Raw genomic sequence first — 16388 nt, 5'->3', positions numbered from 1 at the left:
GACGGGCATACCGCCAAAACGGCAGGACGGGGCTCCGGGAAAGGCGAGCGCGGGGCCGCTCAGCCGTCCAGGTAGCGCAGGATGGCCAGGACGCGGCGGCTGTAGCCGGGGGTGCGGGACAGCCCGAACTTGTCGAAGATCGCGTTGACGTGCTTCTCCACCGTGCTCTGCGACACGTGCAGACGTTCGGCGATCGCGGCGTTGACGAGCCCCTGGGCCAGCTGCTCCAGCACCTGGGACTCCCGCCGGGTGAGCCTGCTCAGCGGGTCGGCGCGGGTGGTGCGGGCGAGCAGCCGCCGGACCACCTCCGGGTCGAAGACCGTCCCGCCCGCGCGGACCCGCTCCAGCGACTCCAGGAACTCGCCCACCTCGGTCACCCGGTCCTTGAGCAGGTACCCTAGCCCTTCTGGGGTTCCGGCGAGCAACCGGGCGGCGTAGGCCGTCTCGACGTACTGCGACAGCACGAGCACGCCGACGTCCGGCCGGCGTTCCCGGATCGTCAGCGAGGCCCGCAGCCCCTCGCCCGCCTGGCCCGGCGGCATGCGCACGTCCACGATCGCCACGTCGGGGCGGTGCTCGTCCACGGCCGCGAGCAGCGCCGCGGAGTCGCCCACCGCCGCCACCACCTCGTGACCCGCCTCCTCCAGGAGGCGGACCAGTCCCTCGCGGAACAGTACGGAGTCGTCGGCGAGGATCAGCCGCATGACGGCTCCGGGTGTCCGGACCCGCCCCGGGGCAGCGTCGCCGTGATCCTGGTCGGGCCACCGGGGGGACTGTCCACCTCGAAGGCGCCGTCCAGCGCCAGCACCCGCCGCTCCAGCCCGGACAGCCCGCCGCCGGACGGATCGGCGCCGCCCCGGCCGTCGTCGGAGATCCGCACGGTCACCGCGCGCTCGTCTTCGCTCAGGACCACCAGGACGCCCCCTGCGTCCGCGTGTTTCGCGGCGTTGGCGATGGCCTCGCGGGCCACGAAGTAGACGGCCGTCTCGATCTCGGACACCGGGCGTTCCGCGAGGCCGTAGCGGACGGTCACCGGCACGCCCGCCCGTTCCGCCACCCCGGCCAGGGCGGCGCGCAGGCCCAGCTCGTCCAGCGCGGCCGGGTAGACCCGCCAGGCCACGCTGCGCAACTCGTCGAGGAGGCGGCGCGACTCCGCGTACGCCTGGTCCACGAGAGCGGCGACCGCGGCCGGGTCGGTGCCGTGCCGGGCGCGGCCCAGCAGCATCCCCAGGGCCACTCCCCTCTGCTGGACGCCGTCGTGCAGGTCGCGTTCGATGCGCCGCCGCTCGTCGTCAACGGCTCGCACGATGCCGCTGCGGGTGGCGGTCAGCTCCGCGATGCGGCGGCGCATCGTCTCCCGCTCCCCGGGACCGGCGAAGTACGCGGCCAGCCGCCGCTCCGCGGCCACCGTCGCCGCGCCCCACAGCACGGACAGTCCCACCAGGACCAGCCCGTAGGCGGTGCCCACCGGCCCGCTGTCGACCGTCAGGCGCACGCCGGGATACCGCATCGGGACCGGGGACGACGCGCCGGAGAGCAGCTCCCCGACGCCGCCGACGAGGAACAGCAGGCCGACGAAGAGACCCGCGAAGGTCAGATAGCTCGCGAACGTGCCGAACGTCGCCCGCAGCGCGAGGTAGAGGTACCCGTACCCACTCCTCACCGGCCCCCCGCCGCTCCCGCGACCTGACCACGAACCGGTGTCGTGGCCGGACCACACACTGGTCCCGTTGCCGGACCGCACTCCCGTTTCGTGGTCGGACAGCACGCTGGTCCCGTGACCGGACCGCACTCCGGTGTCGTGGTCGAACCACGTCGCCAGCCGGGCGCGTTCCAGCGCGACCAGCCGCGCCGTTCCCGCCGTCGCGAACCGCCGGGCGGCGCGCCGTCCCGCGGGCCACGCCGCCAGGACCGCGAACAGCCCGCCCGCGACGCACAGGAAGCCGAGCTCGGCGACGCCCGTCACGCCCCCCAGGGCCAGACCCGCGACGCGCCGGGCGGCCCGCGCGACCGGTACCCCGGCCCGCGCGAGCCGGGGCACCGGTCGCGGCACGGCGTACGTCCTCGGTGTCATCGGCGTCATCGACATCAGACGAATTGTATTGACCTTCCCCCGCCCCCCGAAGAACGCCGGGAAGCGACGTCGACCATCGGAACCGGGCGGTGCTTCCGGCTGTCCCGGGACCCGGGAGCCCGAAGACCGAGGAAGACGAAGAGACCGGTGAACGGAGCGCCGGAGGACACCTGGAGCCCCAACACCGCGCGGGCCCTCGACCGGGGGCCTAAATACCCCTACAAATCGCCCAAAGGGTCACTGCGGTCGTGAATTGCTTTGACCGGCAACCAGGAATTGGTCATATTTGCGCAATGATTTACTTACGTCATCTCGCCGGAGCGGCCCTCGCGTCCGTTCTGCTGGCCGGCTCCCTCGCCGCCCCCGCGCTCGCCTCGGCCCAGGAAACCGTCGCCGTCGCCTCGACCGAGGCCGCCGCGCGACCGGGCAACGGAAGGATCCTCTACGACCGCATCAGCGGTGGCCGGGGCACGCTGAAGGTCAAGAACGGGACCAGCAGGGACGCCGTCGTCACGCTGGTCCGTGGCAGGTCCAAGGCGATCAGCATCTACATCCGCGCCCGCTCGACGGCCTCCGTCCGCGATGTCAGGGACGGCACCTACACGATCTTCTTCACCTCCGGCTACCGGTTCAGCACTTCCCGGGGCAGGTTCACCAGCTCTCCCTCCTACCAGCGCTTCACCAGCAAGCTGAGGTTCACCACGACCGCGACCAGTTCGACCATCTGGACCCTGACCCTCAACCCGGTCAGGGGCGGCAACGCCCGGACGACCGGCGTCAACCCGAACGACTTCCCCGCCTGATCAGGCTGAACAGACCTGGATAGGCCTGAACAGACCTGAATAGGCCTGAACAGACCTGAGCGAGCCCGAACAAGCCTGATCAGACTTGAGCAGGCGTGATCCGGCAGAGCCAGACCAGATCAGGCGAGATTCAGGTGATGTCAGGTGAGGTCCTGACCCGTCCCCCTCCCCCGTACACCCACCACCGCGGCAACGCCCGCAGCGTCGCCGGAAGATCCGCCGGGCCGTCTTTCCCAGCCGGGAAGGCGGCCCGGCGGCCGCTCGGCGGCGTGACGGGACGTCGGCGCCCTTCGCGAGAGCTCCCCGCGGCGGAGGCTCTCCGCTCCCAGCGAAGGACGTGACGGCGAGCCAGGCGCCGCAGCACACCGTCGCGGGACGTACCTTGAACTGCACGGGTTGTTGTATCTGACCAGACCTGGGGAAGGTGTGAACGCCATGGAAGCCGCCACCGTGGAAGGCACCGTTGAGGTTGTCGAGGTTGAGGAAGAAGAGCTCGTCCTGACCGACGACGACGAGGCCCCCGCAGCCCTGGAGGCGACCGTCGGGGCGAGCACCGACCCGGTCAAGGACTATCTCAAGCAGATCGGCAGGATCCCCCTCCTCAACGCCGAGCAGGAGGTCGAGCTCGCCAGGCGCATCGAGGCCGGGCTGTTCGCCACCGAGCGGCTCAACGAGGGCGACCGGCTCCAGCCCGACGTGCGCGCGGAGCTCGAATGGCTCGCCGAAGACGGCCACCGCGCCAAGAACCACCTGCTGGAGGCCAACCTGCGCCTGGTGGTGTCGCTGGCCAAGCGCCACACCGGCCGGGGCATGCTGTTCCTGGACCTGATCCAGGAGGGCAACCTGGGGCTGATCCGCGCCGTGGAGAAGTTCGACTACACCAAGGGTTTCAAGTTCTCCACGTACGCCACCTGGTGGATCAAGCAGGCGATCACCCGGGCGCTCGCCGACCAGGCCCGCACCATCCGCATCCCCGTGCACATGGTCGAAGTGATCAACAAGCTGGCGCGCGTGCACCGGCAGATGACGACCGACCTGGGCCGTGAGCCCACCCCCGAGGAGCTCGCCGTGGAGCTGGAGATGACCCCGGAGCGGGTCGTCGAGGTCCAGGGGTACGGACGGGAGCCGATCTCCCTGCACAGCCCGCTGGGCACCGAGGGCGACAGCGAGTTCGGCGACCTCATCGAGGACTCCGAGGCGATCACCCCCGAGGACGCGGTCGCCTCCGCGCTGCTGCAGGAGCAGCTGCACACGATCCTGGAGGCGCTGTCCGAGCGCGAGGCCGGGGTGGTGGCGATGCGGTTCGGGCTCGGCGACGGGCGGCCCAAGACGCTGGAGGAGATCGGGCGTGCCTACGGCGTGACCCGCGAGCGCATCCGGCAGATCGAGTCCAAGACCATGACGAAGCTGCGTCACCCCTCGCGCTCGCGGGCCCTGCGCGACTATCTGACCTGATCGGCCTCCCGGCCCCGCCGGCACCCGGCCCGATCGGCTCGGGGGCCGCGACCCGATCGGCTCGGGGCCGGCCCGCCGGTGCCGCTCAGCCTGCCGTACGCGCGATGAGAGCCACGACCGTCTCCTCCAGCCCGGAGGGCGGCCGGTCCAGCAGGCGCGCGAGGTCGGGGCCGGTCTCGGCGAGGGCCCCGGCGCGCACCGCCGCGAACACGCCTCCCAGCCACCCGGCCTCCGCGTCGGTGATCTCCCGATGCTCGACGGGCCTGCCCAGCGCGCGGGTGAGGACCTCGGCGAGCTCCGGGTAGGTCCAGAGCGGGCCGCGCAACTCGTAGGTCGCGTTCTCGTGCCCGGAGCCGGTCAGGGCCGCGCTCGCCGCCAGTGCCAGATCACGGAACCTCGCGGTGTTGAGCGGCCGCCCGCCGGTGGAGGAGGTGATCTCACCGTCCTTCCCCGCCTGGGCCAGCGCGGCCCCCAGGAACGCCTCGGAGTAGAGGGCGTTGCGCAACACGGTGCAGGAGAGCCCCGCCTCGCGGAGCGCCTTCTCCGTCGCCGTGTGGTCGGCGACGGGGCCCTGGCCGTCCTCCGCGCCCGCGCCGCTGGTGTAGACGACGCGGCGTACGCCCGCCCGGACGGCGGCGTCGATGACGGTGCGGTGCTGCCGCACGCGGACCCCGGGCGTCATGTCCGGCCCGGACACCAGGAGCAGGACGTCGACCCCCGCGAGCGCGCCGTCGACGGACGCGGCATCGTCGTGATCGCAGTGCCGCACCTCGACGCCACGGCCCGGCAGGTCCCCCGCCTTCTCCGGGGTGCGGGCGAGCGCGACGAGATCGCGGGGCGGAATCCTGGTGAGCAGATCCTCGATGACGAGACGTCCGAGATTGCCCGTGACACCGGTAACGGCGATCCTGGTCAACGGCGTTCTTCTCCTCTTTCACGGTCTTCCACGGCATCCTGCGGCCTTCCCGCAGCCTTCCCGAGGTTTCCCACCGAGGCGGCGCCGAGTCCGCGCCGAGTCCGCGCCGGTTCCGGGCCGGTTCCGTGCGTGGATCCGAGCCGGTTCCGCGCGTGGTGCCGTGCTGATTCCGTGCGTAGACCCGTGCGGGTTCCGTGCGCGGCTCCGTGCCGGTCTCACGCGGGCGGGCCGTCGCCGACGGCGGGAAGATGCCCGGGGAGCGTACCGGTGAAGGCCCGCCGACCGCCTCAGATTTAATTCCCGCCACCACGCCCCCCGGCCCCGTCACAGGGCATCGCCCCGGCAAGAAGGACGGGTCCGCGCGCTTTCCCGAACACCGGTTCCGGGACACCGGAAAGGCCGCGTCCCGTTCGGGACGAACGGGAAGACGACGAACGGGAAAACAGCGCCCCGTCCGAGACACCGGGAAGACGGCGTCCCTCTCAGGGCGTCCGGGAATCGGAGGGAATCGCCTTGCCGAGTCCCCAGGCGACGAGGCCGGTGATCGCTCCGACGATGACACCGGTGAAGACACTGCTGATCGCGGCGAACAGGCGCAGGATGACGGACTGCGCGGCCGGGTCGAGGCCGCCCAGGTTTCCGCCGAGCGCGGGCGGGTCGTCGCCGAGGGCGGTGTCCCACAGCACCTGATGTCCCACCGCCAGGAGGACGCCGTAGAACAGGCCCGTGACGAGGAGGGTGAGGAAGGGGTTGGGCACCCGTCTCCGGAGGACGACCACGATCCAGACGACCGGGGGCACGATGACGAACAGGAGGTTCACGAACGTCCCCTCGTGGATGACGCCCAGGTCATGGAGCACGATCCGGGGTGCCGCGAGGAGAGCGAGTCCGATCACGGCGATCACGGGCAGCCCCAGGACCGGGCGCCTCGGGACGGACGGCCGACGCGGCCGGGGGTTCGGAGAGGTCATGGCCTCACGCTAGGAAGCACCACGGAGGCGACACATCCGTGTCCGGTCTCGACCCGGGTACGTCGGGAGGCGACTCCCGGCGTCGCCTCCCGACGGACGCGGAGCGACGGGACGGCGCCGTAGGGTGAATCCATGATCGAGGAGCGGGCGCGGAGGAGACTCCCTCCCTGGGCGGTCGACGCCCTGATCGGTGCGGGCGTCACGCTCGTCGTGTCGATCGTCATCTCCTCCGGCCAGGGAGGGCGGCAGGGCCCGGACGCGATCGCCCACCTGTGGGCCGCAGGGCTGGGCGCGCTGATGCTCGCCCGGCGACGCCACCCGGTGACCGTGCTCGCCGTCACCGCCCTGGGACTGTTCGCCTACTACGCCGCCGGTTACCCGGCCGTCGGGATCGCCGTCCCCGTCACCGCGGCGCTGTTCTCGGCGGCCGAGTTCGGGCGCCTCGTCCACGCCGTCGTCACCGCCGTCGTCGTGGTCGCGGTCTCGGTGTTCTTCCGCCTGATCGAGGGACAGGACTTCTCGTACGTCGTCGGCTACGAGCTGGCCGGGCACATCCTGCTCATGGCCGCGGCGATCGCCCTGGGAGACAGCCTGAGATCGCGGCGGAACGCGCAGGCGGGAGCGAGACGGATCGCCGAGCTCACCGCCCAGCGGTACCGGCAGGAGGCGGGCGCCCGGTTGCACGCCGAGCGCCTGGCCATCGCCCGGGACCTGCACGACTCGATCGGCCACACGACCTCCGTCATCTCCCTGCACGCCGACGTCGCCCGCGAGTCGCTCGGCCACGACGAGTCGCAGACGCGGGCGGCCCTCGACCTGATCAAGGACACCAGCACCCGTACGATGAGCGAGCTGCGCAGGACCGTCGCCCTGCTCCGCACCCCGGACGAGGACGCGAGGTCGGTCGTCTCGCTGTCGGGCGTCGGCGCACTCCGCGAGGCGGCGGCAGCCGCCGGAATCGAGATCGACGTCGAGATGCGCGTCACCGCCGAGCTCCCCGCGACGGTGGACGCCTCCGCGTTCAGGATCGTCCAGGAGGCGGTCACCAACATCGTCAAGCACTCCCACGGCACCCGCGCCCGCATCACCGCGTTCGACGACGGACCGCTCCTGCGCCTGTCCGTCGTCGACGACGGCCCAGGCCACGCCATCGGCACCGTCACCGCCACCGCCACCGGCCGGGGACACGGCGTCGAGCCAGGACACGACATCGGTCAGGAACACGGCACCGGCCCGGGACACGGCATCGCCGGGATGCGTGAGCGGGCCGAGAGTCTCGGCGGCACCCTGACGGCGGGACGCGAGCGCGCGGGGTTCGCGGTCCGGGCCGTCCTCCCGCTGGAGCGGGTGTCATGATCGGCGTGGTCGTCGTCGACGACCAGGAACTCGTGCGCGCGGGGCTGCGGACGCTCCTCGAGAACGACCCGGGCATCACCGTCGTCGGCGAGGCCTCGGACGGGCGTGCCGCGCTCTCCCGCGTCCGGGAGCTCCGCCCGGACGTCGTGCTCATGGACATCCGCATGCCCGGTATGGACGGGCTCCGGGCGACCGCGGCCATCCGCGCCGACGAGTCGCTGGCGGGCTCGCGGGTGCTGATCCTGACCACGTTCGACGACGAGGAGGACATCGTCGAGGCCGTCACCCTGGGAGCCGCCGGTTACCTCCTCAAGGACACGCCGTCGGAGGACCTCCGCAAGGCGGTGCGTACGGCCGCGGAAGGCGGGAACGTGCTCTCCCCCGCGATCGCCCGGCGCGTCATGGAACGCCTCGCCAAAGCCCCGAGAGCGCCCGAGCCCGATCCCCGGCTGGCCACCCTGACCGAACGGGAACTCGCCGTCCTGGCCCGCATCGGCCACGCCGAGACCAACGACAGGATCGCCGCCGCGCTCTTCATCAGCCCGGCCACCGTACGCACCTACGTCAGCCGGATCCTGACCAAGCTCGACGCGCGGGACCGCACGGCGCTGGCCGTCATCGCCCACCGCTCCGGGCTCGCCACCGGCGAGGACCCCCGCCGGTAGCCCCCGGCTCCGCCTGCGCGAGGCCGCCGCGACCCGCTCCCGGCCCGGCTCCGCCAGCGCGAGGCCATCGCCACCCGTGGCGGGAGGCCGCGGAGCCCACGCCTCCGTCCACCGGAGCTGAACCGGCCCGGCGTACGGCCGCGTCCGGTTGTGTACGGCTGTGTACGGCCCGGCCGCGTACGGCCGCGCACGGTCTGACCGGCCGCGTCCAGTCGCGGCCGGTCCCGTCCGGTCGCACGCCCGTGGCCGTTTTAGACGGGGGTCACCCGTGGCCGTTTTAGACGGGGGTCACCCGTGGCCGTTTTGGGCGGGGGTCAGCCGCCTCGCCGGTCGACCTGACCGGCGAGGCGCTCCAGGCTGTCGCCGAGCGCCCGGTCGACCGCGTCGCCCGGCGGGGCGTGCGTCTCGTCGAAGAAGGACAGGTGGATCGTCACCTCGCTCTCGGCGTCGCCGATGCCGGCCACCTGCAGCCACCCGGCGTAGCTGCCGTCGTCGCGGGTGCCCCACTCCATCCGGAGCTGGTCGCGCTCGGTGCGCAGCAGCGCGCGGAAGTCCTGCCCGGCGGCGTCATGCCCGCCGGCGTCGTCGTGCACCGTCACCGCGGGCAGGTCCCCCGGCTGTACGTGCAGGTCGTGCGGGAGCCACTCGTCGAGGTTGTCCAGGTCGCCCGCGCGGTCGAACACCACCTCCGGCGGCGCGGCGATCGTGCGGGAACGCTCGTACTCACTCATCTCGATCCCTCCGGTGTGGAGACCCCGGTCTCGGCCCCGGGGAGAATGCCGGCCGGTCGTGGACGTTGATCGACGACCTACCCCGCCTCGCGAGATCCATCCATGAAACAGCAGGTCGAACCGCGTTCCGAGGGCTCCGGGCCGGAGTTTCCGCCGGGATCGCCCGCCGGGGCCCGTGGTGCCCCCGGCGGGGAACGGCACGGAACCGAACGGCGCCGGGTGTCGTTGTGCGAGGAGGAGGGCCGGGATTCCCGAGGAGGAGCATCGAACCGGCAGGACGCGTCACCCTTCCCGGAGCATCGAGCCCGGCGAAACGCGTCCCCCTCTCCCTGAGTGCCGAACCTGACAGGACGCGTCCCGCCCTCCCGGAGTATCGAACCCGACAAAACCGCACCCCACCCCCGGAGGTGCCGAGCCCGACAGAACACATCCCCCCGGAGTGCCGAACCCGACAAGACGCGTCCCGCCCTCCCACCTCCGGCCCCGTAAACTCCGTGAACCCATCGGAACGGAATGAAGCCATGCACGTCCCCCAGGACCCCCGGCCCGCGGCGGAGCCCCTCCGGCCTCCCGGCCCGCCGCCCCACCGGTTCGGCGTTCCCGGTGCTCCCGGTGTTCCCGGCCCCTCCGATGCTCCCGGCGCGTCCGGCGTGCCCATGGAACACTTCCCGCCCCCGCCCCGGCACGACCCCTGGCTGGTCCCGGCACCGTCCGGCAGCCGCTACGACCGGCTGGCGCGCACCCGCCTGCACGCCTGGTGGCGGCCGTTGCTGGGCACGGCCGTGGGTCTCGCGGGCCTCATGCTGGCCGGGCTCGCCGTCATCCTCGGCGGTGCGACGCTCGGCGTGCTCGTGGGCGTCGGGACAGGCGGATCCGACGGGCAGATCTTCACCGACCCGGTGTACGACCTGGGGATCAACCTGCTCGCGATCGCGGCCGTCCTGCCGATCGTGTACGGCGTGGTGGCGTGGATCCAGCGGCGCCCGCCCGGCACCCTCTCCTCGGTCACCGGCCGCCTGCGGTGGCGGTGGATGGCGCGCTGCGCGGCGGTGGCGGTCGGCGCCGTGGCGCTGGGCCAGGGCGCGGTCGCCGTCGCCTACGTCGTCACCGGGGAGGACCTCGGCGACCTGTTCGGCTGGATCGGCTGGGAGCGCTTCCTGCCCGCCCTGGCCGTCACCCTGTTCCTGGTGCCCTTCCAGGCCGCCGCCGAGGAGTACGTCTTCCGGGGGTGGCTGGTCCAGGCGTTCGGCGCCTTCCTCTCCACCCCGTGGCCGGGCATCCTGCTGAGCGCCACCGCCTTCACCGCGGTGCACGCCTACGTCGACTGGGGCATCGTCGACGTCTTCGCCTTCGGGGCGCTGATGGGCTGGCTCGCGGTACGCACCGGCGGCCTGGAGGCCGCCATCGCCCTGCACGTGGCCAACAACGTGCTGGCGTTCGGGGTCAGCGGAGCCGACGGGAGCCTGTCGGAGGCGCTGAAGCAGGGATCGGTCCCCTGGCAGACCCTGGCGGGCACGGTCGTGCAGCTCGGCCTCTACGCGATCGTGGTGGTCGTCATGGCCGGGCGCCGAAGGATCGAGACCGTCTCCCCCTGAGGCCCCGGCGCCCAGGGCCCGATCGCCAACGGCCAGGGGGACGTGTCGAGGAGCCGCGGAAGCTGTACGAACACCGCTTGGGCTTCATCGTGGCCATGTCATTGTATTGCATAGCAATGTTATAGTTTCATGGAACGACAACGACGACGAAGGAGCAGCGATGGCCGTCACCCTGGTCAACCCGGACGGATTGCCGAAGCCCGAGGTCTACCGGCAGCTGTCGATCGCCACCGGATCGAAGCTGGTGTTCCTCGCCGGACAGGTCGCCCGTGACGCCGACGGCGGCAAGGTGGGCGAGGGCGACCTCGCCGCCCAGGTCGAGCAGGCGTACCTCAACATCGGCACCGCGCTGGCCGCGATCGGCGCCTCCTTCGACGACGTGGCCAAGCTCACCGTCTACGTCGTCGACTGGAGCCCCGACAAGATGCCCCTGCTCGGCGAGGGGGTCGGCCGGGCGGCCGCGAAACTGGGGATCGACCCGGTCAAGCCGATCACGCTGCTGGGCGTCGCCGCGCTGGGCGAGCCCGATCTCCTGGTCGAGGTCGAGGCCACCGCGGTCATCGACTGAGCGTCGCGGTGGCGCGCCGGGCCGCGATCGGCGGGCCGATCTGACGAATGCGCTTTTGTACTGCGATGATCGCCGTTCGATGGATATGATCACTTCTTGGTGGATATGGCCGGACGGTGGGCAGGCAACCGGCCAACGAGCCACATCGGCGACCGCGGAGGGAGTCGGCTCCGGTGGGAAACCTCGATCTGAATCGCGAGGCGCTGGCCAGGCTACGCGTCACGGTGAACTCCCAGGGGGGAAGGCTCGCCACCGTCGGCGACGACTTCCCCGCCGGGAGCGGCGCTAGCCCGTCGCTCTTCGGGACCCTGGACGGCGCCCAGGAGCTGGCCGCGGCGATCGGCCGGGTCGAAGGGTACGCGGACACCGAGCTCGGCACGGTGAAGAGCCGTCTCGACGGCGTCGAGCGCGCCCTCGACACGATCGAGGACAACGTGACCAGGGCCGAGCGGGGCACCACGAGCCACCTTCCCGCCATATGACCGACATGAACGCCGTGGCGGCGCTGCCCGGAGGCCAGGCCCTGGCCGCGCTGGTGAAGAAGGTGGACGGGGACCCCGCCGCGATCCGGGCCATCGCCACCCGGTGGCGCAAGGCGGTCAGCTCGTCCGCCGAGCCGTTCAGGCTGCTGAACAACGCGGTCAACCAGGTGGACACCGCCTGGAAGGGCGACTCCGCCGACGCCTTCGTGGCGTACATGCGGCGCTACGACAGGGCGGGCGGTTCCCTGCGAGACGCGCTGGGCGACTGCGCGGGCTCCCTGGACACCGCCGCCGGTGCCGTCGAGACGGCGACGTCGAACGCCGAGCGCGTCTGCGGCGACCTGCTGGCCTGGGTGGCGGAGTACCGGCGCCGCAACCCGCACGCCACCGAGGAGCAGCTCAAGCCCGGCATCGAGGAGCAGGTCGAGCTGGCGGTGTCCCGCGTGCGGGGGCACGTCGACGCGGCCGAGACCGCGCTGTCCACCGCGCGGCGCGAGCTCGACAAGCACCTCGGCGACACCGCGCTCTTCTCCGCCATCCCGGCCGCGGGCGACCAGGACTTCGTCCCCGCCCCCGGGCACACCACCCGGTGGGTGCCGGTGCCCGAGGAGGAGATCCGCACCATACTCGCCGGTACGGAGCCCGGCTCGCAGGGCGGCGGCAACGGCGGCGGTGGGGGCGGATCGCCGTCCGGCGGCCAGGACGGCGGCTCGGGCAGCGGTTCGGGTGGCGGCTCGGGCGGCGGAGGTGGCGGTGGGGGGCAGGCGATCCCGTACACGGTCACCGGCGACGGCACCGGAGCCGATGTCGTGGCCGCCGCGAGGAGCCACATCGGCAAGCCCTACGTCTGGGGCGCCGACGGGCCCAACGCGTTCGACTGCAGCGGCCTGGTGCACGTCTCGCTGAACGAGGCGGGAATCAAGATCGGTGACAACACCGCCGCCGGGTACCAGGCGAGCGGCCAGCCGATCACCGGTCCGCCTCAGCCGGGCGACATCGTCTTCTTCGGCAACCCGGCGACCCACTGCGGTGTCTACATGGGCGACGGAATGATGATCGCGGCCCCGAAGCCGGGCGACCACGTCAAGATGCAGTCGGTGGTCGGCGCGTCCCCCATCACCTACCGGCGCTTCACCTGAGCGTCCGTACGGGACTCGCACTGAACGTCCGTACGGGGCTCGCACTGGGCGTTCGGGGCTCGCACTGGGCGTTCGGGGCTCGCACGACCGGGTGTCCATACGAGGGGCGCCCGACGCCGACGTGTCCGTACAAGGGTCGCGCGACTGGGTTGTCCGTACGAGGCTCGCACGACCGGGTGTCCGTACGAAGCCCGCGCGACGCCGACCGGCGGGCCTTCGCGGTGGCGGTGGTGGCGGTGGTGGCCGGGGTCTTCCCGGCCACCGCACCTCCCCGCCCGCCCGCGCACCGGCTCCGGGCGGGCGGGAAATGTCGGCGGGCTCTGGCAGGCTGACGGGCGACCGGTTCGACGCTCTCGCCCCTCGCGCGCGAAGGCGTTGAGACGGGCCACCGGCATGTGAACACATCGAAGGAAGAGGCCATGCTCACCACCCGATATGTCCCTGGCGCCCCCAACTGGATCGACCTGGGCACGCCCGACACCGAGGCCGCCACCGCCTTCTACGGTCCCCTGTTCGGCTGGAGCTTCGAGTCGGCCGGTCCCCGGGCGGGCGGCTACGGCTTCTTCCAGCTCGACGGCAAGACCGTCGCCGCGGTCGGGCCGCTCAGCGAGGAGGGGGCCGTCCCGGCGTGGACGCCCTACTTCCAGACCTCCGACGCCGACACCACGGCGAAGGCGGTCGAGCAGGCGGGCGGGACCGTGCGCATCGCCCCGGACGACGTCTCCACCATGGGCCGGATGGCCGGGTTCACCGACCCCGGCGGGGCCGAGTTCGCCGTCTGGCAGCCGGGCACGTCCAAGGGCCTGGACCTCGTCACCGAGAACGGCTCCGTGGCCTGGTTCGAGGTGTACGTCCCCGACCCGGAGACCATCCGTCCCTTCTACCAGGCGGTCTTCGACTGGAGCATCCAGGACATCGCGTTCGGCGACATGCCCTACCTCCTGCTGTCGACCGCCGAGGGCGAGAACTCGGCCCTGGGAGGCGTCAAGCCGCTCCAGGCGGGCGACAGGCCGCACTGGCTGCCGTACTTCGAGGTGGCCGACTGTGACGCGTCCGTCGTCCGGGTGCGGGAGCTCGGCGGCGACCTCGTCGCACCCGCCGCGGACATCGAGGGCGTCGGCCGTTTCGCCGTGGTCTCCGACCCCCACGGCGCACGCTTCGCCGTCATCACCAGCGTCGGCTGACCCGCACCGGGCGCCCCGCCGGTCTTACTCGCGCAGGCCGCCCGGCCGGTCTCAACCCACCCGAAACGCCCCGCCGGTCCCAACCGCGCGGGGCGCCCAGCAGGTCCTACTCTCGCGCGGGGCGCCCAGCCGATCTCACCCCGAAGCGCCCCGCCCCAACCGCGCGGGGCGCCAGCAGGTCTTACTCTCGCGCAGGGCGCCCGGCCGATCTCCCCCCCCCGCTCGGAACGCCCCGCCGGTCTCGACCCGCGCAGGACGCTTCACTGGTCTCGGCCCGCGCGGGGTGTCCGGCCGGTCCTACCCGCCGAGCAGGTGTGCCAGCCGTGTCGCGTGCGGTCGCCAGTCGAGGCCCTTGTCCAGCGCCCAGGTGTCGTCGTGGCAGGTCCGCAGGTGACGCTCGCCGGCGTCGCCGATCACGGTGACCACGTCGCCGCGGACCTCCCGGTCGCGCATGCGGACGGCGAGCTCCAGCGCGCCCCACAGGTTCGTCCCGGTGGCGGCGCCGACCGCGAGCCCGGTCACCTCGCGCACCCGGCGGGCGGCGGCCACGCTGGCGGCATCCGGTACGGGAACGACCATGTCGACGAGGGAGGAGACGAAGCCCGGCTCCATGCGCGGCCGGCCGATCCCCTCGATCCGTGACGGCATGCCGGTGCCGTAGTCGTCGGCACCGCTCGCCCAGCCGGGAAAGTACGCCGAGTTCTCCGGGTCGACCACCGCGAGCCTGCCGGGCAGCCGGTGGTCGCGCAGGTGGCGGCCCACGGCGGCGGAGGTGGCCCCGGTGCCCGCGCCGACCACGACCCACTCCGGGCACCGGGGCACCTGCTCGAAGAGCTCCTCCGCCAGGCTCCCGCCGTGCCAGGCGACGGTCGCGGCCGAGGCGTAGTGGTCCAGGTAGCAGCCGCCCAGCCGCTCGGCCAGCTTCGCGGCCTCGTCGTAGACGGCCAGCGGCGGATGGACGTATCGGCAGGTCCCACCCCATCGCTCCACGTCCTGCCCCCGGGAACCCCGCGGCATCACCGCGGTGTACGGCAGGTCGAGCAGCCGGGCGAAGTACGCCTGGGCGACCGCCATGGCGCCCCCGGTGGCCTCCACCACGGGAGTGCCCTCCGTGATCCGGCCGGTGGCGATCGCGGTCGTGAACAGGGCGCGCGCCAGCCGGTGCTTCAGACCGCCCGTCGGCTGGACCGACTCGTCCTTCACCCAGAGCCGCACCCCCCAGCCGCCGGGCAGCGGGAACGGCCGCAACGGGGTGGGCCCGGCGCTCGCCCTCTCCTCCTCCAGCCGTCCGATCGCCTCCGCCGCCCACGCACTCGTCATGAGGGAAAACCTATCCGCCGTACGGCACCGAAGATCACCCGAAGACCGGTGGCGGCCACCGGCGCGACCACGCCCACCGCCTCAAGGATGGAACGGCTCCCCCGGCTCCCGCCCCGGGTCATCCCGTCTTCATGCGGTCGCGCAGGATCGCGACGCCGTCGCCTTCGAGGTCGTCGCAGTACGCCGCGCGCCCGGTCATGGCCATCGTGAGCGCCAGGGTGGTGCCGGACACGAGAGCGCCGGAGCCGGTGGTGAAAGGACCGTCGGTGGCGGCGAGCCGCAGCCCGCCGATCCGTCCCTTGGCCGGGACCACGAGGTCGGAGCCCTGGTAGTACTCGGCCAACCGGGTGAGGGTCGTGATCGGGTGCTCGCGGCGAATGCCCAGGGGGCGCCGGATGTCCTCCCCGTGGACGACCGTCTCGCCGAGCATCGCCACGGCCGGCACGGGTGGTTTGGTGGTGCTCGTGACGACGCGGCGGAACCTGTCGTGCGTCTCGGCCGCGGTCGCCCCCAGCTGCTCGGCGAGCCGCATGGCGACCTGCCTGTCGAAGTCGAACCGGCAGCGGATCACCCCCGCCATCCACCGCACCGGGCCGAGACCCGCCGCCGAGGTGAGGTGTGCCAGCACCTCACGCACGGTCAGCCCTGCGCACAGCGACGGCGTCACCCACTGCTCGTCGGTCAGATTCGCCAGGTCCGCCGCCAGAGCCGCTCGTTCGGCGTGGATCAGCGGCCAGACGTCGGACGCGCGACGGGGATTCGCCTTCGGCTCCGGGTCGCTCATGTCGGGCGGTGTTCTGTCGTGGGTCATGGGGGTTCCTCGCGGCGGTCGGCGATCGGTGGGGAGGGTCGGAAGACGAGACTCTCGCCCCGAGGCGAAATCGTCGCTCGTGAACCATTTTTCCGCAGGTGACCCCGAAAGTCTCGGGCGCCCCCAGTGGTCACGGGCCACCCGGTGGCGGCGGGCACCCCAGGCGATCGCGGGCCACCCGGTGATCGCGGGCGCCCCCGGCCGGACGACGAACGAGGACGTCCGGCTCGGGAGCGGGTCAGACCTGCCAGGCCAGACCTGCCGGATCAGACCTGCCGGGTCAGACCCGCCGGATCAGACCTGCCGGGTCAGACCCGC

15 protein-coding genes and 1 pseudogene are annotated in these 16388 nt (G+C 72.5%); 9 read left to right on the top strand and 7 right to left on the bottom strand.

Going from position 1 to position 16388, the window contains the following annotated elements:
* Positions 1-59: 59 nt before the first annotated feature.
* Positions 60-704 (bottom strand): response regulator transcription factor, encoded by a 645-nt coding sequence (locus ABT053_RS32400; RefSeq protein ID WP_350974221.1) that lies wholly within the window; start codon positions 702-704, stop codon positions 60-62.
* The gene (locus tag ABT053_RS32395) at positions 695-2089 is read right to left on the bottom strand and encodes a sensor histidine kinase (RefSeq protein ID WP_350974219.1); all 1395 of its coding nucleotides are present in this window, start codon (positions 2087-2089) and stop codon (positions 695-697) included. Before ABT053_RS32395 ends, ABT053_RS32400 begins: the two co-directional genes overlap by 10 nt.
* A gap of 278 nt (positions 2090-2367) precedes the next feature.
* Here ABT053_RS32395 and ABT053_RS32390 point away from each other — a divergent pair, with 278 nt between their 5' ends.
* Complete coding sequence (locus tag ABT053_RS32390; RefSeq protein WP_350974218.1) at positions 2368-2877, top strand: hypothetical protein; 510 nt, start codon at positions 2368-2370, stop codon at positions 2875-2877.
* A 486-nt stretch (positions 2878-3363) separates the two neighbouring features.
* A pseudogene (locus ABT053_RS32385) lies at positions 3364-4332 on the top strand (RNA polymerase sigma factor); the annotation flags it as partial.
* A gap of 85 nt (positions 4333-4417) precedes the next feature.
* Here ABT053_RS32385 and ABT053_RS32380 read toward each other — a convergent pair.
* Both ABT053_RS32380 and ABT053_RS32375 read right to left on the bottom strand, forming a co-directional pair.
* The gene (locus ABT053_RS32380; protein ID WP_350974216.1) at positions 4418-5248 is read right to left on the bottom strand and encodes an NAD(P)H-binding protein; all 831 of its coding nucleotides are present in this window, start codon (positions 5246-5248) and stop codon (positions 4418-4420) included.
* Positions 5249-5730: 482 nt separating this feature from the next.
* Complete coding sequence (locus tag ABT053_RS32375) at positions 5731-6219, bottom strand: hypothetical protein (RefSeq protein ID WP_350974215.1); 489 nt, start codon at positions 6217-6219, stop codon at positions 5731-5733.
* A gap of 132 nt (positions 6220-6351) precedes the next feature.
* Here ABT053_RS32375 and ABT053_RS32370 point away from each other — a divergent pair, with 132 nt between their 5' ends.
* Positions 6352-7575, top strand: coding sequence for a sensor histidine kinase (locus ABT053_RS32370; RefSeq protein ID WP_350974214.1), 1224 nt, complete (start codon positions 6352-6354; stop codon positions 7573-7575).
* Positions 7572-8240, top strand: a complete 669-nt coding sequence (locus ABT053_RS32365; RefSeq protein WP_350974212.1) for a response regulator — start codon at positions 7572-7574, stop codon at positions 8238-8240. The genes ABT053_RS32370 and ABT053_RS32365 overlap by 4 nt, the downstream gene beginning before the upstream one ends.
* A gap of 314 nt (positions 8241-8554) precedes the next feature.
* Here the strand turns inward: ABT053_RS32365 and ABT053_RS32360 are convergent, their stop codons facing one another.
* Positions 8555-8971, bottom strand: a complete 417-nt coding sequence (locus tag ABT053_RS32360) for an SRPBCC family protein (RefSeq protein WP_350974210.1) — start codon at positions 8969-8971, stop codon at positions 8555-8557.
* A 521-nt stretch (positions 8972-9492) separates the two neighbouring features.
* Here ABT053_RS32360 and ABT053_RS32355 point away from each other — a divergent pair.
* The 5 genes from ABT053_RS32355 (at position 9493) to ABT053_RS32335 (ending at position 13939) form a co-directional block, all read left to right on the top strand.
* On the top strand, positions 9493-10566 hold the full coding sequence (locus tag ABT053_RS32355) for a CPBP family intramembrane glutamic endopeptidase (RefSeq protein ID WP_350974208.1): 1074 nt from the start codon (positions 9493-9495) through the stop codon (positions 10564-10566).
* Positions 10567-10726: 160 nt separating this feature from the next.
* Positions 10727-11134 (top strand): RidA family protein, encoded by a 408-nt coding sequence (locus ABT053_RS32350; RefSeq protein ID WP_350974206.1) that lies wholly within the window; start codon positions 10727-10729, stop codon positions 11132-11134.
* Between the two features lie 173 nt (positions 11135-11307).
* Positions 11308-11616: a hypothetical protein gene (locus ABT053_RS32345; RefSeq protein WP_350974205.1), complete on the top strand. Its 309-nt coding sequence runs from the start codon at positions 11308-11310 to the stop codon at positions 11614-11616.
* On the top strand, positions 11613-12755 hold the full coding sequence (locus ABT053_RS32340) for a bifunctional WXG100 family type VII secretion target/C40 family peptidase (protein ID WP_350974203.1): 1143 nt from the start codon (positions 11613-11615) through the stop codon (positions 12753-12755). The genes ABT053_RS32345 and ABT053_RS32340 overlap by 4 nt, the downstream gene beginning before the upstream one ends.
* A gap of 419 nt (positions 12756-13174) precedes the next feature.
* A complete protein-coding gene (locus tag ABT053_RS32335; protein ID WP_350974200.1) occupies positions 13175-13939 on the top strand; it encodes a VOC family protein in 765 nt (254 codons plus the stop codon).
* Between the two features lie 297 nt (positions 13940-14236).
* On the opposite strand, the gene ABT053_RS32330 is transcribed toward ABT053_RS32335, so the two are convergent.
* A complete protein-coding gene (locus ABT053_RS32330; protein ID WP_350974198.1) occupies positions 14237-15259 on the bottom strand; it encodes a PLP-dependent cysteine synthase family protein in 1023 nt (340 codons plus the stop codon).
* Between the two features lie 118 nt (positions 15260-15377).
* Positions 15378-16043: a maleylpyruvate isomerase family mycothiol-dependent enzyme gene (locus ABT053_RS32325; RefSeq protein ID WP_350974333.1), complete on the bottom strand. Its 666-nt coding sequence runs from the start codon at positions 16041-16043 to the stop codon at positions 15378-15380.
* Between the last annotated feature and the right edge of the window lie 345 nt (positions 16044-16388).

Source organism: Streptosporangium sp. NPDC002524 (genome assembly GCF_040295985.1).
Classification (GTDB): domain Bacteria; phylum Actinomycetota; class Actinomycetes; order Streptosporangiales; family Streptosporangiaceae; genus Streptosporangium.
This window is presented reverse-complemented; position numbering and strand designations above follow the sequence as displayed.

Excerpts from the sequence above, each read along its gene's own strand:
- ABT053_RS32375 (WP_350974215.1), bottom strand. The coding sequence starts at position 6,219 with ATGACCTCTCCGAACCCCCGGCCGCGTCGGCCGTCCGTCCCGAGGCGC.
- ABT053_RS32390 (WP_350974218.1), top strand. The coding sequence starts at position 2,368 with ATGATTTACTTACGTCATCTCGCCGGAGCGGCCCTCGCGTCCGTTCTG.
- ABT053_RS32340 (WP_350974203.1), top strand. The coding sequence starts at position 11,613 with ATGACCGACATGAACGCCGTGGCGGCGCTGCCCGGAGGCCAGGCCCTG.
- ABT053_RS32325 (WP_350974333.1), bottom strand. The coding sequence starts at position 16,043 with ATGAGCGACCCGGAGCCGAAGGCGAATCCCCGTCGCGCGTCCGACGTC.
- ABT053_RS32360 (WP_350974210.1), bottom strand. The coding sequence starts at position 8,971 with ATGAGTGAGTACGAGCGTTCCCGCACGATCGCCGCGCCGCCGGAGGTG.
- ABT053_RS32395 (WP_350974219.1), bottom strand. The coding sequence starts at position 2,089 with ATGTCGATGACGCCGATGACACCGAGGACGTACGCCGTGCCGCGACCG.
- ABT053_RS32400 (WP_350974221.1), bottom strand. The coding sequence starts at position 704 with ATGCGGCTGATCCTCGCCGACGACTCCGTACTGTTCCGCGAGGGACTG.
- ABT053_RS32350 (WP_350974206.1), top strand. The coding sequence starts at position 10,727 with ATGGCCGTCACCCTGGTCAACCCGGACGGATTGCCGAAGCCCGAGGTC.
- ABT053_RS32335 (WP_350974200.1), top strand. The coding sequence starts at position 13,175 with ATGCTCACCACCCGATATGTCCCTGGCGCCCCCAACTGGATCGACCTG.
- ABT053_RS32365 (WP_350974212.1), top strand. The coding sequence starts at position 7,572 with ATGATCGGCGTGGTCGTCGTCGACGACCAGGAACTCGTGCGCGCGGGG.
- ABT053_RS32330 (WP_350974198.1), bottom strand. The coding sequence starts at position 15,259 with ATGACGAGTGCGTGGGCGGCGGAGGCGATCGGACGGCTGGAGGAGGAG.
- ABT053_RS32370 (WP_350974214.1), top strand. The coding sequence starts at position 6,352 with ATGATCGAGGAGCGGGCGCGGAGGAGACTCCCTCCCTGGGCGGTCGAC.
- ABT053_RS32355 (WP_350974208.1), top strand. The coding sequence starts at position 9,493 with ATGCACGTCCCCCAGGACCCCCGGCCCGCGGCGGAGCCCCTCCGGCCT.